A 21,654-nucleotide genomic window follows, 5' to 3' on the forward strand; every position below is an offset into this window, starting at 1 on the left:
GGGGGCCGGGGGGGGGGTGGGGGGGGGGGGGGGGGGGGGGGGGGGGGCGGGGGGGGGGGGGGGGGGGGGGGGGGGGGGGGCGCCCCCCCCCCCCCCCCGGGGGGGGGGGGCCCCCACCCGGGGAGAGGGGGTCAGCGCGGGGCCGTGTCCGGTGTCATCAGGGGAAGGAGACGAGGTTGGACGGCACGGTCGTGGTGCCGGCCGGGACCGTCGACGCCCCGGTGTTGTTGATGACGTGGTTGTAATGGCCCATCCCGCCGAGGGAGACGACGAGCAGGCTGTGGAACTTCACGCCGGGCTTGACCGGGGCCTTGAAGCCGTGGTCCTGGCGGATGGTGGGGTCGGAGGTGTAGTTGCAGTAGCTGCCCATGCCCCAGCCCTCGTGGACGTTCACCGAGTCGTCGACGCGGTAGGCCGCGTACCCCTTGGTGTCGCCGTTCTGGATGGCCGCCTGGTTGGGCGCGTCGTACGCCTTCTCGTTCTGGTAGAAGATCGTCCGGCCGCGCTCGCCGTACCACTCGACGTCGTACTTGTTGAAGTGCTCGACGAACAGGCCGGTGGCCAGTACGTCGTCGCCGTACACCCGCACTCCGTAGTCGGCGCGGTTGGTCTCCCAGCCGACGCCCTCACCGTGGTCCGCGCGCCAGACCCAGGTGTGGTCGATGATCGTGTCGTCGCTGTTGACGACGATCGACGTGGTGGCCTTGCCCGCACCCGCGCCACCGATACGGACGTAGACGTCCTGGACGCTGGTGGGGTTGGCGGCATGGTCCGCGGAGGAGTTCTGCGGGCCGAGTTCCAGCAGGGTCGGGGAGTTGACCGGTCCGGCGTCGATGAGGAATCCGGCGAGCTTGACGCCGTCGACGTCGGCGACCTTCATCGCGGTGACCCCGCCGTCGGGGATGATCGTCGCCAGGCCGAGGCCGAGGACGACCGTGTCGGCACGGTTCACGTTGATCGTCCGGTCGACGTGGTAGACGCCGGGGGTGAAGAGCAGGTGCAGGCCCTGGGCCAGCGCCTGGTTGATGGTGGCGGCGGTGGCGCCGGGCTTGACGACGTAGAACTTGTCCAGGCCGATCGAGGCGCCCTGGGGGGTGCCGTTCCAGGAGACACCGCGCGCGTTGGTGCGCTTGGCGGGGACGAAGACCTTGTACGTGGAGCCGTCGAGGTACAGGAACGGCTTCTCGCGGGAGATCGGCGTGGTGTCGAGCGTGGTGTACGGCGGGTTCGGGAAGCCGGTGGCGGGGGCACCCTCGACGCCGGAGAACGTCATGTTCCAGACGCCGTTGGTCCAGCCGCCGACCGAGCTGTCTCGGGTGTACCACTGCTGCTGCGAGTACGGGCCGACCGTGCCGTCGATCTTGCTGTCCGCGATGTAGCCGCCGGACGCCCAGCCGTAGCCCGCCGGGGCCAGGTTGAGGCCGCCCTTGACGTGCATGCGACGGAAGGACGCGGCCTGCGAGACGGCCCAGCGGTTGGTGCCGTTGACCGGGTTGAGCGCCAGGTTCTCCGCCGAACGCCAGAAGTTCTGGGTGGCGTTGCCGTTGAACCAGCCGGCGTCGACGGTCACGTCACCGTTGATGGTGGTGTCGTCGGGCTTGAGGCCGAGGCCCGAGATGGAGGTGTAGAAGCCGATCTGGGCATTGAGGTTGTTGTACGTGCCCGGCTTGAAGAAGAAGGCGTGGCGGCCGTTGCCGAACTGCGCCGACTCCTGCTGCCGGAACACCTCGTCCAGCTTGCCCTGGATGCCGGGGGTCGACGGGTCGAAGACGTGCACGTTGGGGCCGAGGTCGCCACCGCCGGGCAGCTGCGGTCCGCCGGTGCCGCCCTCGCCGTACACCTTGAACTCCCAGAGCGAGTAGCCGTACTGGGTGCCGCGCGTGGTGCCGTGCATCCGGATGTAGCGGGCCTCGCCCGTGATGCCGACGGTGTCCGTGCCGCCGTCACCGGTGGTGGTCTGGTAGGCGGTCGACCAGTCGGTGCCGTTGGTCGAGAGCTCGATGCGATAGCCCTTGCCGTACGCCGCCTCCCAGTCCAGGACGACCTGGCTTACCTGGGTGGTCGCGCCGAGGTCGACGCGGAGCCACTGCGGGTCGGAGTGGGCACTGGACCAGCGGGTGGCGCCGTTGCCGTCGACGGCGGAGGCGGCGAGGGTGCCGTAGTTCTCCTCGCTGGAGGCCGTGACCGGCTTGCCCTGCGACAGGAGGACGGGCGCCGCCTGGGCGGCGGAGGCGGGCAGCAGGACGAGGAGGGTGCCGACCAGTGCGCCGATGACGGCGCCGGCGATGCCCCGGCGAGCAGTTCTCGGGGTTCTCGGGGTTCTCAGGGGTGGTGCGGCCACACGTATGCCAAGTGCGGGCATGGGGGGTCTCCTTGGAACAATGCGGGATGGGAGAGCGCTCTCCGGAACCTTGCCCGCCCCCGTTCGCACGGTCAATAACCCCGACGGGACTTTTCTTTCGTCTTTCATTAAGACGCAACACATGGCTGGGACACTCATGCGCCACGCGAAGGGGAGGTGTGGCGTGGCTGGTTGCCGGCAGCACGGCGGGACCGCGTCCCGGCCCCCGGCCCCGGCCCGCCGGCCCGTGCGGCCGCTACCTCGGGCGCATCGAGGTGAGCTCGCCCCAGACGATCAGCCGGTACCGGGAGGTGAACTCGGGGGTGCAGGTCGTCAGCGTCAGGTAGTACCCCGGCGCGCTGTATCCGACGGCCGTCCGCACATTGCTGCGCGGCACGGCGGCGATGACCCCGCTGTCGGAGGGCGAGGTCTGCGCGAGGCTCTTGTCGACGGTGTACGTGTAGACGGCATCCCGGGTCTCCACGGTGATCCGGTCACCGCGCCGCAGCCGGTCGATGCGGCGGAAGGGCTCGCCGTGGGTGTTGCGGTGTCCGGCCACCGCGAAGTTGCCCGCCCGTCCCGGCTGCGCGGTGCGCGGGTAGTGGCCGACGTACCCCTTGTCGAGGACGCCGCGCTTGCTGATGCCCTGCGCCACGGGTGCGGTCAGGCCCAGGCGAGGGATGCGGAGGACGGCGTACGCCTGGTCCCAGCGGGGAGCGGCCGGGGCGGCGGTACGGTCCGGAGCCGGACGCTCCGGCGCCTGCCCGTCCTGTCCATCCGCCCCCGGCTCTCCGGCCCGGCTGTCCTCCTGCGGTCCGCCCCCCGGCGCACCCGCTCCGCGATCCCGCCCCCAGTCCTCCTGGAGGGCCCGGACCTCGCGCTCCGCACCCTCGCGGGCCTGCCGGTTGGTCCACCACAGCTGATGCGCGACGAGGAGCAGGAGGACGACGCCGAGCGTCACGACCAGTTCGGCACCCGTCCACAGGCCGCGCACAGCAGCCCGCCGGCCCGGCGAGTTCCGCTGCACCACCACAGGTATCCGCTCCCGCACGGCCCGCACGATAAGGGGAATCCCCGTAACCCACCAGACATGTGTCGTCCCCCACGCCACCGACGGGCTCTCTCCCCGAGCACCCGTGCGGCAGTACCGTGTGGTCCATGCGCCCCGACACGCCTGCCGACCACATCACCGAAGCCGAGCGCCTGCTGCGCACCGCGGCGCAGTACCCCGAGGACCACGAACCGCTGTTCCTCCAGGCCGCGGCCCATCTGGAACTGGCCGGTGACCGCGCCCGCGCCACCGGCCTCTACGACGAACTGCTCAGCGCACCGCCCACCGAATCCGGCAACCCGCATCTGGTCAAAGCCCTCAAGGCGGCCAATCTCTGGGAGTACGGGCACGAGGCGGAGGCCCGCGCGATCATCGACGGAATCCGCGTCGCGGGCCCGCTCCAGGCGGCCCCGTGGGAGATCGTCGCCGGGACCCTCGAAGCCCATGACGAGCTGGAGGCGGCCCACGACGTCCTCCAGACCGCGCTGACCCTGCTCCTGGCGCCGGGCGAGGAGGTCCCGTACGCCACCCAGTCCCTGCTGACCGGACGGCATCGCGTACGCAGGCTGATGGGTCACGACCACGACGCCTGGGACGAACTGGCCGACGCCCTCAGCACGGCGAACGTCCCGCTCGACGAGCTCCACGACCCGAAGCGCCTGTGGTCCCTCGGCTCCTCGGACCCGGGAGAGCTGAAGGCCGAGATCACCCGGCTCCGTGCGGAACTGGGCACCTACCGGGCGGCACTGTCGCGCCCGTTCCCGGTGGCGGTGCTGCACTGGCCGGAAGCCGAACTGACCGAACTGCTCGGCGCCTACCCGGCCCTGGCCGACGAGTACCCGAACCACACGGAGCACCTGGCCCGCCTGGAGGCCGCGCTGCGCGACCTGCACGCCGGGGGCACGCCGAACCTCGGCATCGTCGCGGGCACGGTCCCCTCGTACGAGGCGTTCGCCGCCTCGGAGGCCGCGTCCCCGGCCGATCCGAACCTGCTCCCGCAGTACGCCACCACGCTCGCCGCCCGGGGCCGCGCGATCCCGTGGCCCCCGGCGCGCAGTGCGGCGTGCTGGTGCGGTTCTGGGCGGTCGTACCGGGAGTGCCACGGGGTCGCGTAGCCCCTGGGTGCGGGGCCTTCGGAGCGGAGTCACTTCCCTTCGAAGGCGTCCCGCAGGGCGCGGTGGAGCTTGGCGGCGGCCTTGTCGCTGTCCGGCGACTCGGCGGTCAGCAGCGCGTGCACGTGCGACTGCAACACCTGGGTGAAGGCCCCGTAGTACGGCGTACGGGGGCGCTGCACCGCCTCGTTCAGCGCCCTGCTCAGCGTCATGGTGTACGCGGTCCGCGCCGATGCCGCCTGGTCCTTCGCGCCGCCCTCCCCCGCCGGGGCGGGCGGTGCGGACGACGGGTCCCCGGTAGCCGGGGGCGTGCCCTCGGCGGGGCGGAGCGCGGCGGCGACACGGGGCCAGCAGGGCTTGGACTTCCCGTTGTACGCGGAGGCCCTGGTGGCGGCGAACCCCGCGTCGAGCAGGCAGCGTTCGCTCTCCTGCGAGGTCAGGAAGTCGATGAGGGCGCGGGCGTTCCCGGCGCGCGGCGAACCGGCGGTGACGGCGAGATTCTGTCCGCCCAGCACGGAGGTGCCCGGCAGCCGGTTCACGGAGTACCCGTCGGGCGGCAGCAGAGTCCTCAACGCCCCGTACACGTACGGCCAATGACGCAGGAAGGCGACGCGCCCTGCCGCGAAGTCGGCCAGCGTCGCCGTCTCGTCCGAGGAGACCGCGCTGGGCAGGATCCGCTCGTGATGGGCCCGTTCGAGGAGTTCGTCGAGGCCCTTCTTGAGGTCCGCCTCGCTCGCCTCGTAGGTGCCCTCCTCGTCGGCGAGTTCGACGCCCACGCTGGCGAACGCCTCCACGGCGTTGACGGTGAGCCCCTCGTACTGCTTGAGCTGCGTGGTCCAGCCCGCCTGGTCGTCCCCACGGCTGGGGCTGAGCGCGAGGGTCTTGATGGAGGCGTTGAGGTCGTCCCAGGCCCATTTGCGGGTGGGCTGGCGGCTCGGCGGGATTGCGGCGGCCTCCAGCAGGTCGGGGCGGTAGTAGAGCAGGCCCACATCGGTGTTGAAGGGCCGCGCGTAGGAACGGCCCTTCCAGAGGGTGGTCAGGTGGACGCGGTTGATGAAGTCGAGGTCGACGGTCTCTTCCGCGGGCATCGGGCGGATCAGACCGGCTTCGGCGAACTCGGGAATCCAGGTGATGTCGAGGTTCACCACGTCGTAGCCGGCGCTCCCGGACTGCAGCGCGCCGAGCAGCTGGCTGCGCTGCTGGTCGGCACCGCCCGGCAGTTCGATGAGCTTGGCCTGCTCGGCCTTCGAGCCGGCGTGCCGCCGGTTCCACTCCTCTATCAGCTGCTGCCGCACACCGCCGGAGCCGGTGACATCGAGCCCGCTGGCGACGACGATCGGTCCCCGGTCCGCCGCCTTGTCCTCCTGGCCCTGCTGGGGCGTGCCATCGGGCCCGCCCGAACAGCCGGCCGAGGAGACGGCGAGGAGACAGCCGAGCGCGGCGGCCAGGAGGACGCGACGAGGCCCTCCCCGTCGTCCGCTTCGTGTTCCGCCCACGCCGCCTCTTCCGTTCGAGGTCATTCCGCGTCCCCCGTGCCCGTCTTGGCGACCTCGGCGGTCAGCTCGGTCGGGATGTCGTCCGACAGGTCCATACAGCGACCGCCCGTCGCCTTCGTGATCGCCTCGTTGAGCCGGCCGGACGAACAGCCACCGCCGCGCAGGGACACCACCACGACCCGGACCGGCGGGGCCCCTTCGGCATCGGTGACCAGGTCCGCCAGCTGCTTCTTCGTGACGCCCTTCGAGTCCTCGTCATCGGTGACCAGGACGAGGAGCCGCGGCGGATCGTCCTCGGTGGGCCCGTCGCGCAGCGTGGCGAACCCCTCGCGGAGCCCGTTCACGATGCGCGCGTCGACATCGGCGGTCGGGGCCGCGGCCACGGCCTTCTGCGCGGCGGCGCGTCCGTGCAGCCCGAACGGCACGACGTCCGCGTCCTTCCTGGAAGCGATCGACCACACCCCGTACGCGTCACCCGCGCCCAGTGAACCCATCGACCTGGTCACCAGCTGCTTGGCCCGCCCGGAGCCGTCCCAGACCCGTTTGTCGGCCATCGAGGTCGAGTTGTCCAGGAGATACAGCACCCTCCCGGGACCGAGTGCCTGCCGGTAGCGGCGCAGGGTGGCACCGAGCGAGGCGGCTGTGACGGTGCTCGTGGTGGTCGGCGGAATCGACAGGCGTACGGCTCTCTCCGACTCGTTGGAGCCCGCCCTGAGCGGCGAGGACTCCTCGGGCGGTGCCGGCTTGCCCTTGCTGACACCGCGGAAACCGTCCTGCGTGAAGAACGTCTGCGCCTCCGGGTCCCCTGCCAGCCACTCGTAGAAGCGCGTCACCTCCCTGTCGCGCGCGTCGGCGTCGCGGCCCGCGTCGTCCCAGGTGACCCGGAGGAACGGCAGATCGAGCACCGGCACGTCGGAGGGGTACTGGGCGATGCGGACCTCCAGCGTCTCCGTCGCGCAGGCGGGGCGGCCCCGGTGGGTGGGCGGCAGGTTGAACTGGGCCATGGTCTGTTCCGGCACGAGGACAGCGGCGGTGTCCTCCAGTTCGTTGCGGTGGCCGTCGGCCAGCGCGCACATCAGGTCCCTGGCGGTGCCGGGCATCGGCCGCAGCGCCTGCGCCATGCTCTGTTCGAGGGACGAGTCCGACCCGGACGCCGATGAGGCGTACAGGGCTTCGGTGGCCAGCAGCGCCCCGTCGGTGCCTTCGGGGTCCGGCCGGAGCACGGAGACGGGATGGTCCGGGTGCTGCGCGTCGCGCAGCGCGGAGATTATCGAGCCGAGCGGATTGCCGGTCTGCGCCGCCGGCGCCAGGGCCATTTCGAAGGGCACGGCGAGGACCATGGGCGTAAAAGCGATGGACCCGAGGGACTCCAGGGTCACCACCCGTTCCCCAACGGCCCCTTCCGTTCCTTCGGCGCCTTCTGCCCCCGCCCCGGTGGCTCCCTGGGACCCGGCGCCGGTGGCCGAAGCCGCGGCACTTCCCCCGGCCTGGACCTGCCCGCCGTCCATCACCCGGCGCCAGGCGCTCCCCGCCGCCGGAATCCAGATGTCCGGCTGCGCGCCCACATCGCGCTGGGGCCGCAGACAGTCACCGGTCGCGGGGCAGGTGGCGGGCGGGTCCTGCCAGAGGGAGGAGGCCCGGAGGGCCGCCACCGCGTCGGTGGCCTTGGCGTCGTACGTGGTGATCCCGACGGATCGGCAGCCGTCGCCGCGCTCCATATAGGCGTCGGCGGCCTTCTTGACGGTGGGCCGCAGGTCGGGATCGGTCAGCACACGGAGCTCCATGGCGGGCGGGCAGTCGCGGGACGGCCCGCCCGGCAGATCCCCGAACAGGTACGTACCGACCCCGGCGACGGCGACGGCGCCCGCGAGGACGAGGGCGGTCATGCGTCCGCGCGGTGACTGGAGCCGGCGGCGTACGAGAGCGGGGCGCGGCAGCCGTAACCATCGCCGCCGGACAACGGGAGGCCACACCGTGCCGCCCACACCCTCGGAGTCCCTCTCCCCGTCCCTCTCCCCGTCCTCCTCCTCTCCTTTCCCTTCCCCTTCCCCCTCTCCCTCTCCCCCTCCCGTGAGCAAGCCGCTCCAGCCGCTGCCGGGGACGGCGAGCAGCACATCGTCCCCGTGCCGCCGCTCATCCGGAATCCACCGGTGCCCGTCGACGGCTTTGAGGGGCGCCATCGCCTCCCGTATCTCGGTGACGAGCCGCGTGAACGTGGCCGGTTCGTCGTCGGCCGGGCGCCCGGTCAGCAGCCGGTGCAGGCGGATCGTGAATTCCGTACCGGCCGAGGGGTCGCCGGGAGGGATCTCCACGCCCGGTTCCGCGGCGGTGAGCAGGGCGAAGTTCTGCCCCACGGCAGGGGTGAACGAATGGAGTGCGTTGCCGGCGAAACAGCAGTCGAGAATCGCCACGACCCAGTCGGCGCGGGCCTTGGAGAGCTCCGGCATCACGTCGTCCCGCCAGGACAGCGTGTCCACGAAGGGATGCCGCCGGTCCCGGGTCACCCGCGAGGAGGTGAACAGCAGATGCAGGTCGCTGCCGTCGGGACGCACGATGCCATGCCCCGCGAAATAGACGACCAGCAGCCCGTCGACCTCTTCCCGCGCGGCCCGCAGCGCGGCCCGCACCTGGAGCGGATCGACGGCCCCGGGCTCGCCCTTGCCCGGAATCACGACAAGATCTGCGGGATCGAGCACCCCCGTGCCCTCGGCGGTCAGCGCCTCGGCCACAAGCCGGAGGTTGTGCCGGACGGCGGGCAGGTCGTTCCGGTCACCGCTGTAGGGCTCGACACCGACGATCACCGCACGATGCCGCTTGCCTCTGCCCTCCTTGCCGCGCGCACTGTACGGCGGCATGACGCCTAGACCTCCCCGGCCTCGTCGCCATCGCGCGCCCGGCCCCCGCCACCGGCCCCATCGCCCCGCTGCCCGCCACTCCCTCCGCTCTGCGCGGTCTGCGCTCTCTCCCCGCTCTGCGCTCTCTCCCCGCTCTGCGCTCTCTCCCCGCTCTCGCCGCTCTCCCCGCTCTCGCCATCCCTGCCGGTGTCCCGGTCGGTGTCCCGCCCCAGCCCGGCCCCGGGCCCGGTGACCGGCGCGTCGAGGGTGACGCGCGGTGTCTCCTCGGGATCGGCGAATCTGCGCCGGTTACGCACCCAGGTCTCCACCGACCGCCACACCTTGTCGATGACGTTACGAGCCACCTCGACGGACACCACGAGCACGATGTCCTGGATCAGCTCACCGCTCATGCCCTCGGTCTGGTGATCGGAGACCTTCCGCCCGACAGCCAACTGATCGGCTTCGCGCACCTCTTCGAGATCGGGCGCACTCCGCAACCAGGTGTGAAGGGCTTCGAGATCATCACGCCGGGTGTGCGTACCACTCACCCCGATCCGCACCTCGACCGTCCCGGCCCCCGCTCGCGACCCCTGCCCGCCCACGCTCGAACCGTCCGTCATCCGCTTGCCCCCATCGGCGCCATTGCCGTCCCGCCCTGAAGCGACATGGAACGTCCCGTCCCTGAACGTGCCATTATTTCACGCCAGTTGACATCCGACACGGGTTTGACCGCACTGTCGACCGGTCGCGGGGGCGGGTGCGGGGCGCGCATGCGCGCTCACCCGCGTCCGGCAAGGCCCCTCATCGCCGGGCAGGCCATGCGGATTCCCCTATGTCCCTTCTTTGCAATACGATCACATTCACCGATCGTCCCCGGGCCGCAATCCCCCACGCAGGCCCCGCTCTGTGTGCGCGAGGAAGTCTTCATGCCGCCCTACCAGCCTTCCGCGGACTGGCAGTACGAGATCCCGACGACCAGAAGCAAGCGACTTCCGCCCGCCGCCCGTTAAGAAGTAGCGCCAGATCGCACGTCGTACAACGATTCGAAAAGGACCGGAACTTGCTGCCCATGGACATCTCAGCCGCCGCCAACATTCAGTCCCAGTCCGCACTCAATGAGGACTCAGAACTGGCATCCATCTATCACTTTCTGCGCCAACTCGACCCCACTGGCCAACGCTTCGCATGCGTCCTTCGCGACACGATCGATCAATTACTCAACGGCGAGGCCACAGGACGATACGACTGGAAATCACTGTTCAAGACAGAGAAGACCCACGCCGGCACTATTGTCGAGATCAACCTTCAGCGAGAGTTTAAATTCGATGATGGAATCACCATGGACTACCTCATAGCCGGAGTGGAGGTCGATTGCAAGTATTCCCAACAGTTCGGAGGGTGGATGATCCCCCCAGAAGCCATGGGGCACATATGCCTTCTGGTCTGGGCGGATGATTACAAGAGCCGTTGGAGCGCCGGACTTCTTCGCATCAGAGATGAGTGGCTCAACCAGGGAAACAACAGAGACCTAAAACTGACAATTAAAGCCGAACACAGAAATAAAATCCTCTGGCTCCAACACGAGGCCGAACTCCCCATCAATGTTCTACTCCACATGCCTCCTTCTGACCGTGAGCTGGTATTTTCCCATTCAACAGGCCAGGCACGACTGAACGAGCTCTTTCGGCGCGTTCAGGGGCAAAGGATCAGCCGCAACGTAATTCGAACTGTGGCCCAGCAAAAGGACTACATGAAACGCGTTCGCGGGAATGGAGGATCCCGGTCAGCGCTCCAGCGTGAAGGAATTATCATCATGGGAGATTATGAGAGCCACCGACAAATCGCGGAACAACTCGGCCTGCCAATCCCACGTGAGGGGGAGTTCGTCAGTGCACGGGTCAGAGAATTGACATCTTGGGAGAACTCTGAAAACTCAGCCGAACTTAGCGGCAGGCGATGGATCTGCGCTGTTGGTACCGACACGGTACAGCCTGCCCCCGTGTTGCCCACACATACACGTTGACCCAATCCGCACGCGATTACCGAATCATTCACAGTCGAGGACCACACTAAAGCGTCTTGCAGAAGGCTGTGCGGTGGCGTGCTGACGCCGGGCTACGGGCCTTTCCAATCACGTAGCGAGGGCGTGATTGCGCATGCGGGAAACCAAGGCGTGCTCGTCGCGGGCGCGAACTTCGTGATGGGCGGCGTTGTCCTCTTCCTCGCCGGGCAGTAATGGCCGACCGGGACGTTCTCGGTGCGGGATGACGAGGATGCATCTGGTCCGAAGCAGCAGGTGACGGAAGCGCAGAAACAAAGCCGCAAAAAGCGTGCCGCAGGAGAGAAAACATAAACCAACCAGTTATGTACCCGCCCCAGAACGGTCCTGCTTGTCAGCGCCCCCGGCTGCCCTAAGTTCCCATTATCCCCAAGACGGAGTCTCTCATCGCGCCGTTGGAAGCCGGGCTACCCGTGGACCGCCCAGCCGGGGGAGTTGCGGGACAACTCTTAGTCATTCCAAATATCATCAACCAACTCTCGATAGTCGCGGAGCCGTCCCAGCCTCGTCATGGTCTCCCAGTGCTGAAGTTGCGATATCTCACCAGCACGAACCCGAAGCGGTTCATATGCACGTACCGCTTCGTTGATCAAGTCGAAGGCCACATGGTAAACGGAATCTATTTCCCCCATCCCCTGAGTCAAAGAACTCAGTCGGCTAGGCAAGGGCTCTGCCGTCACCGCAATAAGGTGAGGCGCCCTGCCGCGGCGCGCCCTGATCAAAGAATTGAACTCATGGCGCACATTCTGTGCCCGATCAGAGCGAATAGTCCATTTGCATGAGGCTACGGCGCGAAGAGACCTTCCGTAGCGCCCAGGGGCACTCACGGTCACGTCTGGGTCAATCAAGTAATCACCTCCGATCACCTCTTCCACATCTGGGTACCGACTGGCAGCATCTCGAAGATCCTTAATGTGTGAGTACTGAGAAAAATCCCAGATCTTAGAATTTCTCTCAACCTCCCATGCGACATGGGGACACCGGGAAGAGAGGTTCACAGAGAGATCTCGGGCTACCGCGACTTCCAGAAGTTTTCCAAGGCTCTCTTCATTGGCCTCGTCGGCATCCTCTCCAACCACATTTCCGATCTGCAGTCTTTCAAAAAGATGTCCAGAAATACCCAGACTTGCCCTTTGTGATCCATCTGCAATATTCGGAAGGCTCTTACGCCTCAACGTCTTCTCGACAAGAGGTCTGTTATTGGGTGTTGTAGGCTTCCAAGCAAAGAGACCAGGAAGCCAGTCCGGAACACCAAAGTCAGTCATACGCGAACCCCCGCAACGGATTAGCAATCGATTCTTAGCGGTCCCAACTTTGCCACCAGTTCGAGCTCAAAGTATAGGACGGAACTTTGCCAACTGCCTGGACTCCCCCTGAAGGCTCATGGGCATCCTCCGCTGCGCGTCGGAGAAACATGCAGGCGATCCGAAGTAGAGACACCAAACCCGAACGTCTAATTCGTCGGCTAGTGCACGCCCAGGGCTTGCGCTACCGAGTAGCTGCGAAACCGCTGCCCGACCTCCGGCGCACGGCAGACATGGTCTTTCGCCCGGCGAAGGTCGCAGTCTTCGTTGACGGCTGTTACTGGCACGGCTGCCCAAAACATTACGTACCGCCGAAGACGAACTCCGGTTACTGGTCAGACAAAGTTGCTCGCAATGTGGCGCGCGACCGGAACACGGACAAGCGCCTCATCGAGGCAGGCTGGACTGTGCTCCGCTTTTGGGAGCACGAGTCACCCGATGCCTGCGCCCTCAAAATCACCGCAACAGTCTCGAAACTCCGGCCGAGCAGAGACTGACGGACCTGGAACTTCAAACGAGCCGTCGGGCTGTCCCGCCGAAGCCCCGGCGGTTGCTGCTTCCAATGCGGCAATAATCCGCTCGCCTACCGCTTGAGCGACTGGCGGCGGGAAGGCATTACCTACCTGCCGGTAGGCTGCAGTCTTCTTGCCTACAAACTGCCATGCCTCTGGGAATCCCTGGATGATTGCTGCCTGCCCTACTGTGAGCTTAGGACCAGCAGGAGCGAATAGATCGCGCTCCTTGTCTTTCATCTCTTCAGGATCGTTCGCGACACCGAGGCCGCAGACCCCGAGATCACGCCAAGCCTTCTTAGCTCGAGTTGGCCCCAGATCAGCTCCACCGTGCTTCTTTGAGCCGCCGACCACAGTCGGAGCCACATCCTTGGACGCTTCCCCATACCAGCGCTTGAAGGCATCATCTGCCCGTGGATCGTTGACAGCGTTAAACCGCTGCCTCATCGACCCTTCAAGGGCCTGGGCAACGGTAGTGATTGGCAGCTTCTCTGGCTCTAGCCACGTGAAGTGCTCAGCATACTTCTCGGTCATGGCCACCAGGATCGCGCGGGGCCGCAACTGCGGCACGCCGTAGTCCTTAGCCTCAAGGACTTTCCATAGGCACTTGCGGTAGCCCAGGGCTTCCAGGTCCCGCAAAATCCGCTGTCGGTACGGCTCGAACTTCTGGTCCAGAAGCCCCCGCACGTTCTCGATCATGACGGCGTTAGGCCGAAGTTCCCTCACCATGTTGATCATGGTCGGGAATAGGTCTCGCTCGTCGTCCTGCCCGAGCTGCTTGCCGGCAACCGAGAACGGCGGGCAGGGAACGCCTCCAGCCAACAGATCAAGCTTCCCGGTGACATCTTCCTCATCAGAGAGGCCCAGTTGTCTCCTCAGCCTGTCCTTCAGCGCCGCGAGGTCAAGCTTGGTGAGGTCAGCTTCGATGACCTCACAGCCGTGCCACTCACTATTACCCTCGACGTTCTTCCTCAGCGTCGCGCAGGCATGAGGGTCCACCTCGATCAGCGCAAGGTGTTTGAACAACGCGTCATGCAGGCCGACAGCCTGGCCTCCTGCCCCAGCGCAGATCTCCACCGAGGTGAACCTTCTCTCAGTGCTGGTCATGCACCCTCCTTAAGAACTTGCATGGCGGACACTCTTTGCAATCCGCCCTCACAGAGGGTGACAGACCCCACTGACATCGCGACCGCCATCCAGTGTGCGTCACAAGCTGGCCTGCCCCAGACATCTCCCGCACCACGACGAACACCCATACGATATTGCCCATGCGTAGCCCTGACTGGACCTGGGACGAGCTGCTGCTGATCTGCTCGCGCGTCGTGAACAACGACTGGGCCCAGCTCAGGACGTACCAGCAACCCACACACGATCTGGCCGAGCTTCTTCGTTCTCTTCCGCTGCATGGAGACGCAGCACGCGACGTCCCGGAATTCCGGTCGGCCGCCAGCATTAGCCGCAAGAGCGCGGACCTGATCACGAGCCGTCACGACTACGTCGGTCCCGCCACCCGAGGTGGCCGACTGACCAAGCTCGTAACGGAAGCTTTCGTGGAACGCGAGGCAGAGATGCTGCTCGCCGCCCAGGCCATCGAGGACGGAATCGCGTCCGGTGAGCTCCATCTCATTCCTGAGCAGCCCGACGAAGTGGATGAGAACGGCGTCCCGGCCGCCGAAGGGCGTCTCTTGACCCGCTGGGCAACCTTTCGCGAGCGGAGTCCCGCCCTGCGCAAACGCAAGATCGCCCAAGCGCGCAGACTCGGCCAGCCCCTCCAGTGCTCGGTGTGCGCATTCCACTTCGGCGAACGGTACGGAAGGCTCGGCGAGGGCTACATCGAAGTGCACCATGTGCATCCTCTCCACCTCTCTGGCCCCCGCGAGACCAAGCTGGAAGACCTCGCCTTTCTCTGCGCCAACTGCCACCGCATGTGCCACAGAGTCCATGGCGGTGCATCGTGGCGCACCCCCGCAGCCCTTCGGGCCGAGCTCGAGAATGCCGTCCAGCGGGACGGGGCCGCGTAGCCCCGCCTTCGGCTCATGTTCTACGCCCATCAGGCCACCTCGGCCTCGAAGTGCATCTGTGCCCGGTCAAGCAGGCCGTCCGGGTCGCCGCCCCGGGCGGTGACCCAGTGGAGGAGATCCGCAATGAGGTCGGTGGCGGACTCCTCAAGGATCTGAGTTGAACGACTTGCCAGGAGGGGAGCTCCGAGGTCTCGTCGGTAATGCGTGAGGGCCGCTTCGGCCCGTTCCGCCCGGCGGCGGTGCAGCTCCGGGCCGGCCGAAAGCTCGCACCAGACAGCTTTGCCCGTCGCGGTCAGGAGCGTGCCCCAGTCAATGGCCATGCCGGCCAGGAGGTGAAGACCCCGACCGCACTCGTCGTCGCAGGCCGCTGAGCCGAGGACGGGTACGCGGAAGCTCCTGTCGTGGAGTTCGATCCGCAGGCGACCCGCAGCCGCCTCCAGCACCAGCGTGGCAGCGGAACCTCTTCCCACATGCTTGATCACATTGGCCGCCAGCTCGCTCACAGCAAGTTCGGCTTCTTCAGTGAAGGCCGGCAGGGACCACGCCATGAGCTGTCCTCTGACGGCTCTGCGGAGGTCCCGAACCGCTGCGGGCTCTGCCTCGAATGGCAACACACTGCGGAGTTGCGAACTGTTGTCTTGTCCGGACATGCGCTCTCCTTCCGGCGCCACATCAGCCATACACATGCCGTGTCCAAACGACTGCGCTGAGTGGCCAGGTTTGCGAGTATGGCAGCAAGAAGTCTCACGGTGGAACTTCTCACGAGAATCGATCGGGTGAATCCGGCTCCCGTAACTCAGCGCAGACATAGCCTTGTTGGCTCGGATACGACGCATGGCCAGGAATGAAAGGCGCCCTTCATGTCCGTCAGGACCACGACACGACGCCGCCAGCTCGGCGCGATGATGCGCAAGTTGCGCGCGCGGAAGGGCATGACGCTGGAGGAAGCCGGGCGGCTCGTCGGGATTTCGAAGGCCACCGTCAGCCGTTACGAGACCCAGGAAGGGCCAGTGAAGTGGCCCATCGCGGACGCGCTCTGCCGGCAGTACGACGCGAGCGACGCCGAACTCTCCGCCGTAGTCGCTCTGGCTAAAGACGCCAAGCAGCAGGGCTGGTGGGGGCCATACACCGACACGATCCCCGCTGACATGAGTCTCCTGCTGACGCTCGAGGACGAAGCCGAGCGCGAGGACCACTTCTCCTGCACGTACGTGCCGGGCCTTCTGCAGACCCGGAACTACAGCACGGCGATCCAAGGCGCGAGTGAGATGCGTCTGGCACCTGAGGAGATCCAGCGACTCGTGGATATCCGCATGAAGCGCCAGGAGATCCTGAGCCGGCCCGAGCCGCCCCATCTTTGGGCGATCCTCGACGAGTCGGTGATCCGGCGCGTCGTCGGGTCTCCCGATGTCATGCGTGACCAGCTGGACCATCTACTGGCAGCGAACAGCTCGCCGCACATCACCCTGCAGGTGCTGCCGTTTTCCAAGGGGGCCCACGGTGCGGCGCTGGGAAGCTTCGTGGTTCTGGGAGGGGCCGAGCCAAGCCTGGATGTCGTGTACGTCGACCTGCATGTCGGTTCGCTCTTCATGGAGAAGGACGAAGAGCTCGCCCGATACAGACTTGCGTTCGACTACCTGCGTGCACAAGCGTTGGACATGGCCGCATCGTCGGCCTTGATCGAGCGCGTTCGCGAGGAGATGTAATGCCTTCGGTTCTTGATTCCCCTGGGTCTCTCACCTGGTTCAAGTCGTCGTACAGCGGGGCGAACACGACTGAGTGCCTTGAGGCCTCCCACCTCCCCCGGGCCACCGCGGTCCGGGACTCGAAGGTCCCCGACGGTCCGATGCTGACATTCGGCCAGGCATCGTGGGCAGGATTTCTCACCGCCGTACGGCATAAGCAGCTCGATGGGTAGTGGTCACCAGCCCGTATGAAGGAGGTCTATAAGGGCCCGCCCTCTTCTACGCCCGCACTACCACCGACAGCGGTTCCCGTCGCGCCGCGCCCAGGCGCAGTTTGGCCAGGACTGCCGCCACCACCTCGTCCGGGTGGTCCCGTACCAGGGCCGGGGCCACCGTCACCACCTCGATGCCGTGGGTTTCCAGCTTCAGGCGGCGGCGCAGGGTGGCTCGGTAGGCGGTGGCGCCCAGGTGGAATTCCTCCGAGTCGACCTCCAGGGCGACGCCCTCGTGGGGCCAGTACGCGTCCGGGACCGCCAGGAAGGTGCCGTCCTTCGTGAGCAGGGTGGGGTTCCAGAGGGCGTCTGGGACTCCGCCCGCCCGCAGTACGTCGCGGGCGCGGCCCTCCTCGATGGAGCGGACGCCCGCGAGGAGTTCCTCCGCCGCCGCGCGCACCGGCGCCCCGCGCAGGGCGTGACCCGCGCGGAGTTCGGCGATGAGGTCCCGCGGGTCGCACCGTCCTGCCTGGACCGCGTTCGCCAGGACCGCGCGTACTCGGTCCGGGCAGGTCTCGCGGGCGACGAAGTCCGCCGCCGCGCGGCCTGCGGACGCACGGCACCCCCTCGAAGAGCAGGGTGGGCGGCGGGCGGCGGGTCCGGCGGATGCGTACGTACGCCACGTCCCGCATCTTGCGCGCCTCGTCGAGCAGGACGTCCACCGTGCCGCTGCCCGTGCCCCGTACGCGGTAGAGCGAGAGAGCCGCCTCGCCCGTCACCACGGCCGTCGTGCCGGACAGCGGGTCGGAGGCCGGTTCCGCCGCGTAGAGGACTGCCGCCAGCATCCGCTGGTACGCGTCCGGCGCGCCGGTCTGTATCAACGTCACGCGGGGCAGCAGCCGTTGCCACGGTCCGCCCGGTTCGCAGCGGCGCCTGATCGTGCTCCTGGCGAGGCCGGCGGCCTGGAGCTGCCGGTGGGTGGCCAGGCCCCGCTGCCGGCCCGCGAGCCGGTCGAGCGTCCTGACATGGGCTTTCGTCGCAGCGGCCATGGTCCCCTCTTCCCCATCGGTCTGTCGGTTCCAACCCATGGGTGGATTGCGGATTCTGCGTTGCGTGTTGCGCTACGGAGAGTCCGCGAACCGGGGGTGGGGTGGGGGCGGGGTGGGGGCAGAAAGCTGCGGGGGTGGGGCGGGGTGGGGTGGAGTGGGGCGTCACCGGTCCGCGCCGGGGTGCCCGGCCGGGCCCGGCCCGCCCCCGGACGGCAGTCCGGTGCTGCGGGAGAGCTCCCCGATGGTGGTGAGTTCCTCCGGGTCGCGCTCGCGGCCGCCATGCCTGCCGGAGGCAGCATCCTCGTGGGCAGCATCGTTACCGAGACCGTCGTCGGGCCTGGGGCCGTCGTCGTTCATGCCGGAAGTCTGGGGTCTCCAGCGGGTGGAGACTCGAGCGACGGGCGATAAGTGCGTGGCAGGGGCTCGGTTGCCCGTGCCATGCTCGCCCACATGTCCATTCGATACCCGCGCCCCCTCCGTCCCGGTGACCGCATCGGCGTCACCTCTCCCTCCAGCGGTGTGCCGAAGGAGCTGCGCGGGCGGTTCGACGTCGCCGTACGGGAAGTGGTGGCGCGGGGGTACGAGGTCGTCGTCGGGGAGTGCATGGATGGCGCCGGGCATGTCAGTGCGCCCGCGGCCGAGCGTGCGGCCGAGTTGATGGGGATGCTGACCGATCCCGGGATCAGGGCCGTGGTGCCCCCGTGGGGCGGCGAGACGGCGATCGATCTGCTGCCTCTGCTCGACTGGGGGCGGTTGCGGAACGCCGAGCCCACCTGGGTCGTCGGGTACTCGGACATGTCGACCGTCATCAGCCCGCTCACCCTGCTCACCGGGGTCGCGACCGTGCACGGCAACAACCTCATGGACACGCCCTACCGGGTGCCCGAGGGGCTGTTGTCCTGGCTGGACATCGCCGCCATGCCCGAGGGGAGCCGGTTCGCGCAGATACCGCCGGGACGCCATCGGACCACGGGCTGGGACGACTTCCATGCCTCTCCCGAGGTCAGCGAGTTCACGCTCGATACCCCCGGCAGGTGGACCAGGCTGGACGGAGACGGCGATGTGGACGTCTCCGGACGGCTCATCGGGGGGAGCATCGAGACGTTCGGCCATGTGGCCGGCACTCCGTACGGCGACGTCGCGGCATTTGCCCGCGACCACGCCCCGGAAGGGCTGCTCGTGTATGTCGAAGCGGTGGAGCACGATGCCTTCACCATCTGCCGGACTCTCCACGGGATGAAGCTGGCCGGGTTCTTCGAGGGCGCCAACGCGGTCCTCGTGGGCCGGACTTCGGCGCCGGACTCCCCCTCGCTCAGTCAGCACGAGGCCGTACTGGACGCGCTCGGGTCCCTGGGCGTGCCCATCGTCGCCGACGTCGAGTGCGGTCACGTCCCGCCGTACATGCCGCTCGTCAACGGGGCCCTCGGCCGCGTCGTCCACGACTCGTCCCGCAGTGAGTTGGTTCAGACCCTCGTCGGCTGACGGCGGGGCGCGGCGTGGACACCGTGCCGGGCGCCGTTCGCGCACCACGACCACCCCGGCAGGGAGGGTAGTGGCGGGGACGGTCGTGGCAGGGACGGTCGTGGCGGGGCCGGTCGTGGCGGGGATGGTCGTGGCAGGGACGGATGAGCCAGGGACCGTCGTACGCCGTCGTCCTGTGCCGGTCCGTGGATCCGGCGGCGGACCGGGGGGCACGGCCGCAGATCGATCAAGCCTCCGCGCACGCTCTCCGGGACCGGCAGGCGTCGTGAAGCGCCTGCCGCCGGACCCCGGTGACCTGCGCGCCTCGCCGCCCGACGCTCGGACCGCCCGCCCGGACGTGTCCCCGCGAGGGCCCTGCCCCGACCCCCGCGCGGGGACAAGGGTTTTCCCCGTATCGGGTTCATCTCGCCGTTCCCTACTGTCTGCCGCACCGGTGGATCACATCCTCTGACTCTTAACTGTCAGGTGCATGCAAAACATGGGTTCCGCCGGTGGCGGCCTTGACCAGGGCCGTGGCGTCGACGGCGGCGCACGGGCGACCCGGCCCAGGAACCGCGGATCGCAGCCCCCACGCTGCACCGAGGTTCTCGCGCCGACCGCCGCGCTCCGCACGAGTAGTCATTGAAAGGGAACACCTTGAACGGTTCCAGGCGGAGACTCATATCCATCGTGGCGGCAACCGCCACGATCGCCGGTGTCGTTGCCACCTCCTCCGTGGCGCTCGCCGCCGCCCCGGCGGCCCCCTCGCCGAAGCCGGCTCCGGCTTCGCAGGCCATGACCGCGCTGCCGACCGCGCCGGTCGAGGACGTCATCGTCACCTACAAGTCCACGGCCACCGAGGCCGGTTCCAACGCTGCGGCCAGGAGCGACGCGGCCGCCAAGGCCAAGGAGACCGGCGAGAGCCTGTCGTTCGAGCGCCGCCTCGCCGGCGGCGCCGCCCTGGTCGACCTGGGTGGCGAGACGTCCAGGACGGACGTCACCGACGTCATGAACGCCTTCCGCGCCGACCCGTCCGTGGCGTCCGTGGAGCCCGACATCCGCGCCTACGCGATGGCGGTCACCCCGAACGACACCGACTACGCCAAGCAGTGGGACCTGTTCGAGGCCACCGGCGGCATGAACGTCCCCGGCGCCTGGGACAAGGGCACGGGCACCGGCGTCACCGTCGCCGTCATCGACACCGGCTACGCCGCCCACACGGACCTGGCCGCCAACATCGTCTCCGGATACGACTTCATCTCCTCCTCCGCGGACGCCCGTGACGGCAACGGCCGTGACAGCGACGCCAAGGACGAGGGCGACTGGAACGCCACCGCCGGCGAGTGCGGCACCGGTTCCACGGCGGGCAACTCCTCCTGGCACGGCACGCACGTCGCCGGCACGATCGGGGCGACCGCCAACAACAGCAAGGGCGTTGCGGGCATCGCGTACAGCGCGAAGATCCAGCCCGTGCGGGTGCTGGGCAAGTGCGGCGGCTCCTCCTCGGACATCGCCGACGCCATCACCTGGGCGTCCGGCGGCACCGTCCCGGGCGTCGCGGCGAACGCGACCCCGTCCAAGGTCATCAACCTGAGCCTCGGCGGCGCCAGCGCCACCTGCCCCAGCGTCTACCAGACCGCCATCAACGGCGCCGTGTCGCGCGGCACCACCGTGGTCGTCGCGGCCGGCAACAGCAACGCCAACGCCTCCGGCTTCACGCCCGCCAACTGCGCCGGTGTCATCAACGTGGCGTCCACCAGCCGTGAGGGCAACCGTTCGTTCTACTCGAACTACGGCAGCATCGTCGACGTCTCCGCGCCCGGCGGCGAGACCCGCCGCGCCACCGACACGCCGGGTACCATCACCACCCCCGAGAACGGCATCCTCTCGACGCTGAACTCCGGTACCACCACGCAGTCGGTGGAGAACTACAAGCCCTACCAGGGCACGTCGATGGCCGCCCCGCACATCGCCGGCCTCGCCGCACTGCTCAAGTCGGCCAAGAGCACGCTGACCCCGGCCGACATCGAGTCCGCGATCAAGAGCAACGCCCGGCCGCTGCCCGGCACCTGCACCGGCGGCTGCGGCTCCGGCATCGCCGACGCGACCAAGACCGTGAACGCCGTCACCGGCACGGGCACCACCCCCGGCGCGACGTTCAGCAACGCGACGAACGTGACGATCACGGACAACGCGACCGTCACCTCGTCGATCCCGGTCACCGGCCGTACGGGCAACGCTCCCGCCGCCCTCAAGGTCGACGTGGACATCAAGCACACCTGGCGCGGCGACCTGGTCGTCGACCTGATCGCCCCGGACGGCACGGTGCGCAGCCTGAAGACCTCGTCATCCTCGGACAGCGCCGACAACGTCATCGCGACGTACACGGTCGACGCGTCGAGCGAGGTCGCCAACGGCACCTGGAAGCTGCAGGTCCGCGACGTGGCATCGGGTGACACCGGCTACATCGACACCTGGAGTCTCACCTTCTGAGACGCCTGTCGGACTGCATAA

The 21,654-nt window shown here is 68.0% G+C and carries 18 protein-coding genes and 1 pseudogene; 8 read left to right on the plus strand and 11 right to left on the minus strand.

The window, feature by feature from the left end; all coding sequences use genetic code 11:
* Positions 1 to 157: 157 nt before the first annotated feature.
* Entirely contained in the window at positions 158 to 2,362 is a 2,205-nt protein-coding gene (locus ACFWSK_RS32220) for a discoidin domain-containing protein (RefSeq protein WP_383794020.1), read from the minus strand.
* A 235-nt stretch (positions 2,363 to 2,597) separates the two neighbouring features.
* Positions 2,598 to 3,392 (minus strand): class E sortase, encoded by a 795-nt coding sequence (locus tag ACFWSK_RS32225; RefSeq protein WP_383794023.1) that lies wholly within the window; start codon positions 3,390 to 3,392, stop codon positions 2,598 to 2,600.
* Positions 3,393 to 3,499: 107 nt separating this feature from the next.
* Between ACFWSK_RS32225 and ACFWSK_RS32230 the strand changes: the two genes are divergently transcribed.
* Entirely contained in the window at positions 3,500 to 4,507 is a 1,008-nt protein-coding gene (locus tag ACFWSK_RS32230; RefSeq protein WP_383794026.1) for an SEC-C domain-containing protein, read from the plus strand.
* A 29-nt stretch (positions 4,508 to 4,536) separates the two neighbouring features.
* Here the strand turns inward: ACFWSK_RS32230 and ACFWSK_RS32235 are convergent, their stop codons facing one another.
* From ACFWSK_RS32235 to ACFWSK_RS32245, 3 genes are read right to left on the minus strand one after another with little or no spacing between them, the layout of a single operon-like run.
* The gene (locus ACFWSK_RS32235; RefSeq protein ID WP_383794029.1) at positions 4,537 to 6,000 is read right to left on the minus strand and encodes an extracellular solute-binding protein; all 1,464 of its coding nucleotides are present in this window, start codon (positions 5,998 to 6,000) and stop codon (positions 4,537 to 4,539) included.
* A 20-nt stretch (positions 6,001 to 6,020) separates the two neighbouring features.
* On the minus strand, positions 6,021 to 8,855 hold the full coding sequence (locus ACFWSK_RS32240) for a substrate-binding domain-containing protein (RefSeq protein ID WP_383794032.1): 2,835 nt from the start codon (positions 8,853 to 8,855) through the stop codon (positions 6,021 to 6,023).
* A gap of 5 nt (positions 8,856 to 8,860) precedes the next feature.
* A complete protein-coding gene (locus ACFWSK_RS32245) occupies positions 8,861 to 9,457 on the minus strand; it encodes a hypothetical protein (RefSeq protein ID WP_383794035.1) in 597 nt (198 codons plus the stop codon).
* A gap of 449 nt (positions 9,458 to 9,906) precedes the next feature.
* Between ACFWSK_RS32245 and ACFWSK_RS32250 the strand changes: the two genes are divergently transcribed.
* Complete coding sequence (locus ACFWSK_RS32250; protein WP_383794038.1) at positions 9,907 to 10,860, plus strand: NaeI family type II restriction endonuclease; 954 nt, start codon at positions 9,907 to 9,909, stop codon at positions 10,858 to 10,860.
* Between the two features lie 126 nt (positions 10,861 to 10,986).
* On the opposite strand, the pseudogene ACFWSK_RS32255 reads toward ACFWSK_RS32250, so the two are convergent.
* Both ACFWSK_RS32255 and ACFWSK_RS32260 read right to left on the minus strand, forming a co-directional pair.
* Positions 10,987 to 11,109, minus strand: a pseudogene (locus tag ACFWSK_RS32255) (IS5/IS1182 family transposase); the annotation flags it as partial.
* 236 nt (positions 11,110 to 11,345) lie between these two features.
* A complete protein-coding gene (locus tag ACFWSK_RS32260) occupies positions 11,346 to 12,161 on the minus strand; it encodes an NgoMIV family type II restriction endonuclease (RefSeq protein WP_383794041.1) in 816 nt (271 codons plus the stop codon).
* 86 nt (positions 12,162 to 12,247) lie between these two features.
* Here ACFWSK_RS32260 and ACFWSK_RS32265 point away from each other — a divergent pair, with 86 nt between their 5' ends.
* Entirely contained in the window at positions 12,248 to 12,697 is a 450-nt protein-coding gene (locus ACFWSK_RS32265; protein WP_383794043.1) for a very short patch repair endonuclease, read from the plus strand.
* On the opposite strand, the gene ACFWSK_RS32270 is transcribed toward ACFWSK_RS32265, so the two are convergent.
* Entirely contained in the window at positions 12,632 to 13,819 is a 1,188-nt protein-coding gene (locus ACFWSK_RS32270; RefSeq protein ID WP_383794046.1) for a DNA cytosine methyltransferase, read from the minus strand. The genes ACFWSK_RS32265 and ACFWSK_RS32270 overlap by 66 nt on opposite strands.
* 161 nt (positions 13,820 to 13,980) lie before the next feature.
* Between ACFWSK_RS32270 and ACFWSK_RS32275 the strand changes: the two genes are divergently transcribed.
* Positions 13,981 to 14,733, plus strand: a complete 753-nt coding sequence (locus ACFWSK_RS32275; RefSeq protein ID WP_383794049.1) for an HNH endonuclease — start codon at positions 13,981 to 13,983, stop codon at positions 14,731 to 14,733.
* 29 nt (positions 14,734 to 14,762) lie between these two features.
* On the opposite strand, the gene ACFWSK_RS32280 is transcribed toward ACFWSK_RS32275, so the two are convergent.
* Entirely contained in the window at positions 14,763 to 15,419 is a 657-nt protein-coding gene (locus tag ACFWSK_RS32280; RefSeq protein ID WP_383794052.1) for an ATP-binding protein, read from the minus strand.
* A gap of 174 nt (positions 15,420 to 15,593) precedes the next feature.
* On the opposite strand from ACFWSK_RS32280, the gene ACFWSK_RS32285 reads away from it, so the two are divergent.
* Both ACFWSK_RS32285 and ACFWSK_RS32290 read left to right on the plus strand, forming a co-directional pair.
* Positions 15,594 to 16,439 (plus strand): helix-turn-helix domain-containing protein, encoded by an 846-nt coding sequence (locus ACFWSK_RS32285; RefSeq protein ID WP_383794055.1) that lies wholly within the window; start codon positions 15,594 to 15,596, stop codon positions 16,437 to 16,439.
* On the plus strand, positions 16,439 to 16,651 hold the full coding sequence (locus tag ACFWSK_RS32290; RefSeq protein ID WP_383794057.1) for a DUF397 domain-containing protein: 213 nt from the start codon (positions 16,439 to 16,441) through the stop codon (positions 16,649 to 16,651). Before ACFWSK_RS32285 ends, ACFWSK_RS32290 begins: the two co-directional genes overlap by 1 nt.
* A gap of 46 nt (positions 16,652 to 16,697) precedes the next feature.
* Here ACFWSK_RS32290 and ACFWSK_RS32295 read toward each other — a convergent pair whose 3' ends face one another.
* On the minus strand, positions 16,698 to 17,090 hold the full coding sequence (locus tag ACFWSK_RS32295; protein ID WP_383794060.1) for a hypothetical protein: 393 nt from the start codon (positions 17,088 to 17,090) through the stop codon (positions 16,698 to 16,700).
* A gap of 751 nt (positions 17,091 to 17,841) precedes the next feature.
* Positions 17,842 to 18,036, minus strand: coding sequence for a hypothetical protein (locus ACFWSK_RS32300; RefSeq protein ID WP_383794063.1), 195 nt, complete (start codon positions 18,034 to 18,036; stop codon positions 17,842 to 17,844).
* A gap of 93 nt (positions 18,037 to 18,129) precedes the next feature.
* On the opposite strand from ACFWSK_RS32300, the gene ACFWSK_RS32305 reads away from it, so the two are divergent.
* Positions 18,130 to 19,161: a S66 peptidase family protein gene (locus ACFWSK_RS32305; protein ID WP_383794066.1), complete on the plus strand. Its 1,032-nt coding sequence runs from the start codon at positions 18,130 to 18,132 to the stop codon at positions 19,159 to 19,161.
* A 669-nt stretch (positions 19,162 to 19,830) separates the two neighbouring features.
* The gene (locus ACFWSK_RS32310; protein WP_383794069.1) at positions 19,831 to 21,633 is read left to right on the plus strand and encodes a S8 family serine peptidase; all 1,803 of its coding nucleotides are present in this window, start codon (positions 19,831 to 19,833) and stop codon (positions 21,631 to 21,633) included.
* The last annotated feature ends 21 nt before the right edge of the window (positions 21,634 to 21,654 follow it).

The sequence above is a fragment of the Streptomyces sp. NPDC058620 genome (assembly GCF_042717135.1).
Lineage (GTDB): Bacteria > Actinomycetota > Actinomycetes > Streptomycetales > Streptomycetaceae > Streptomyces.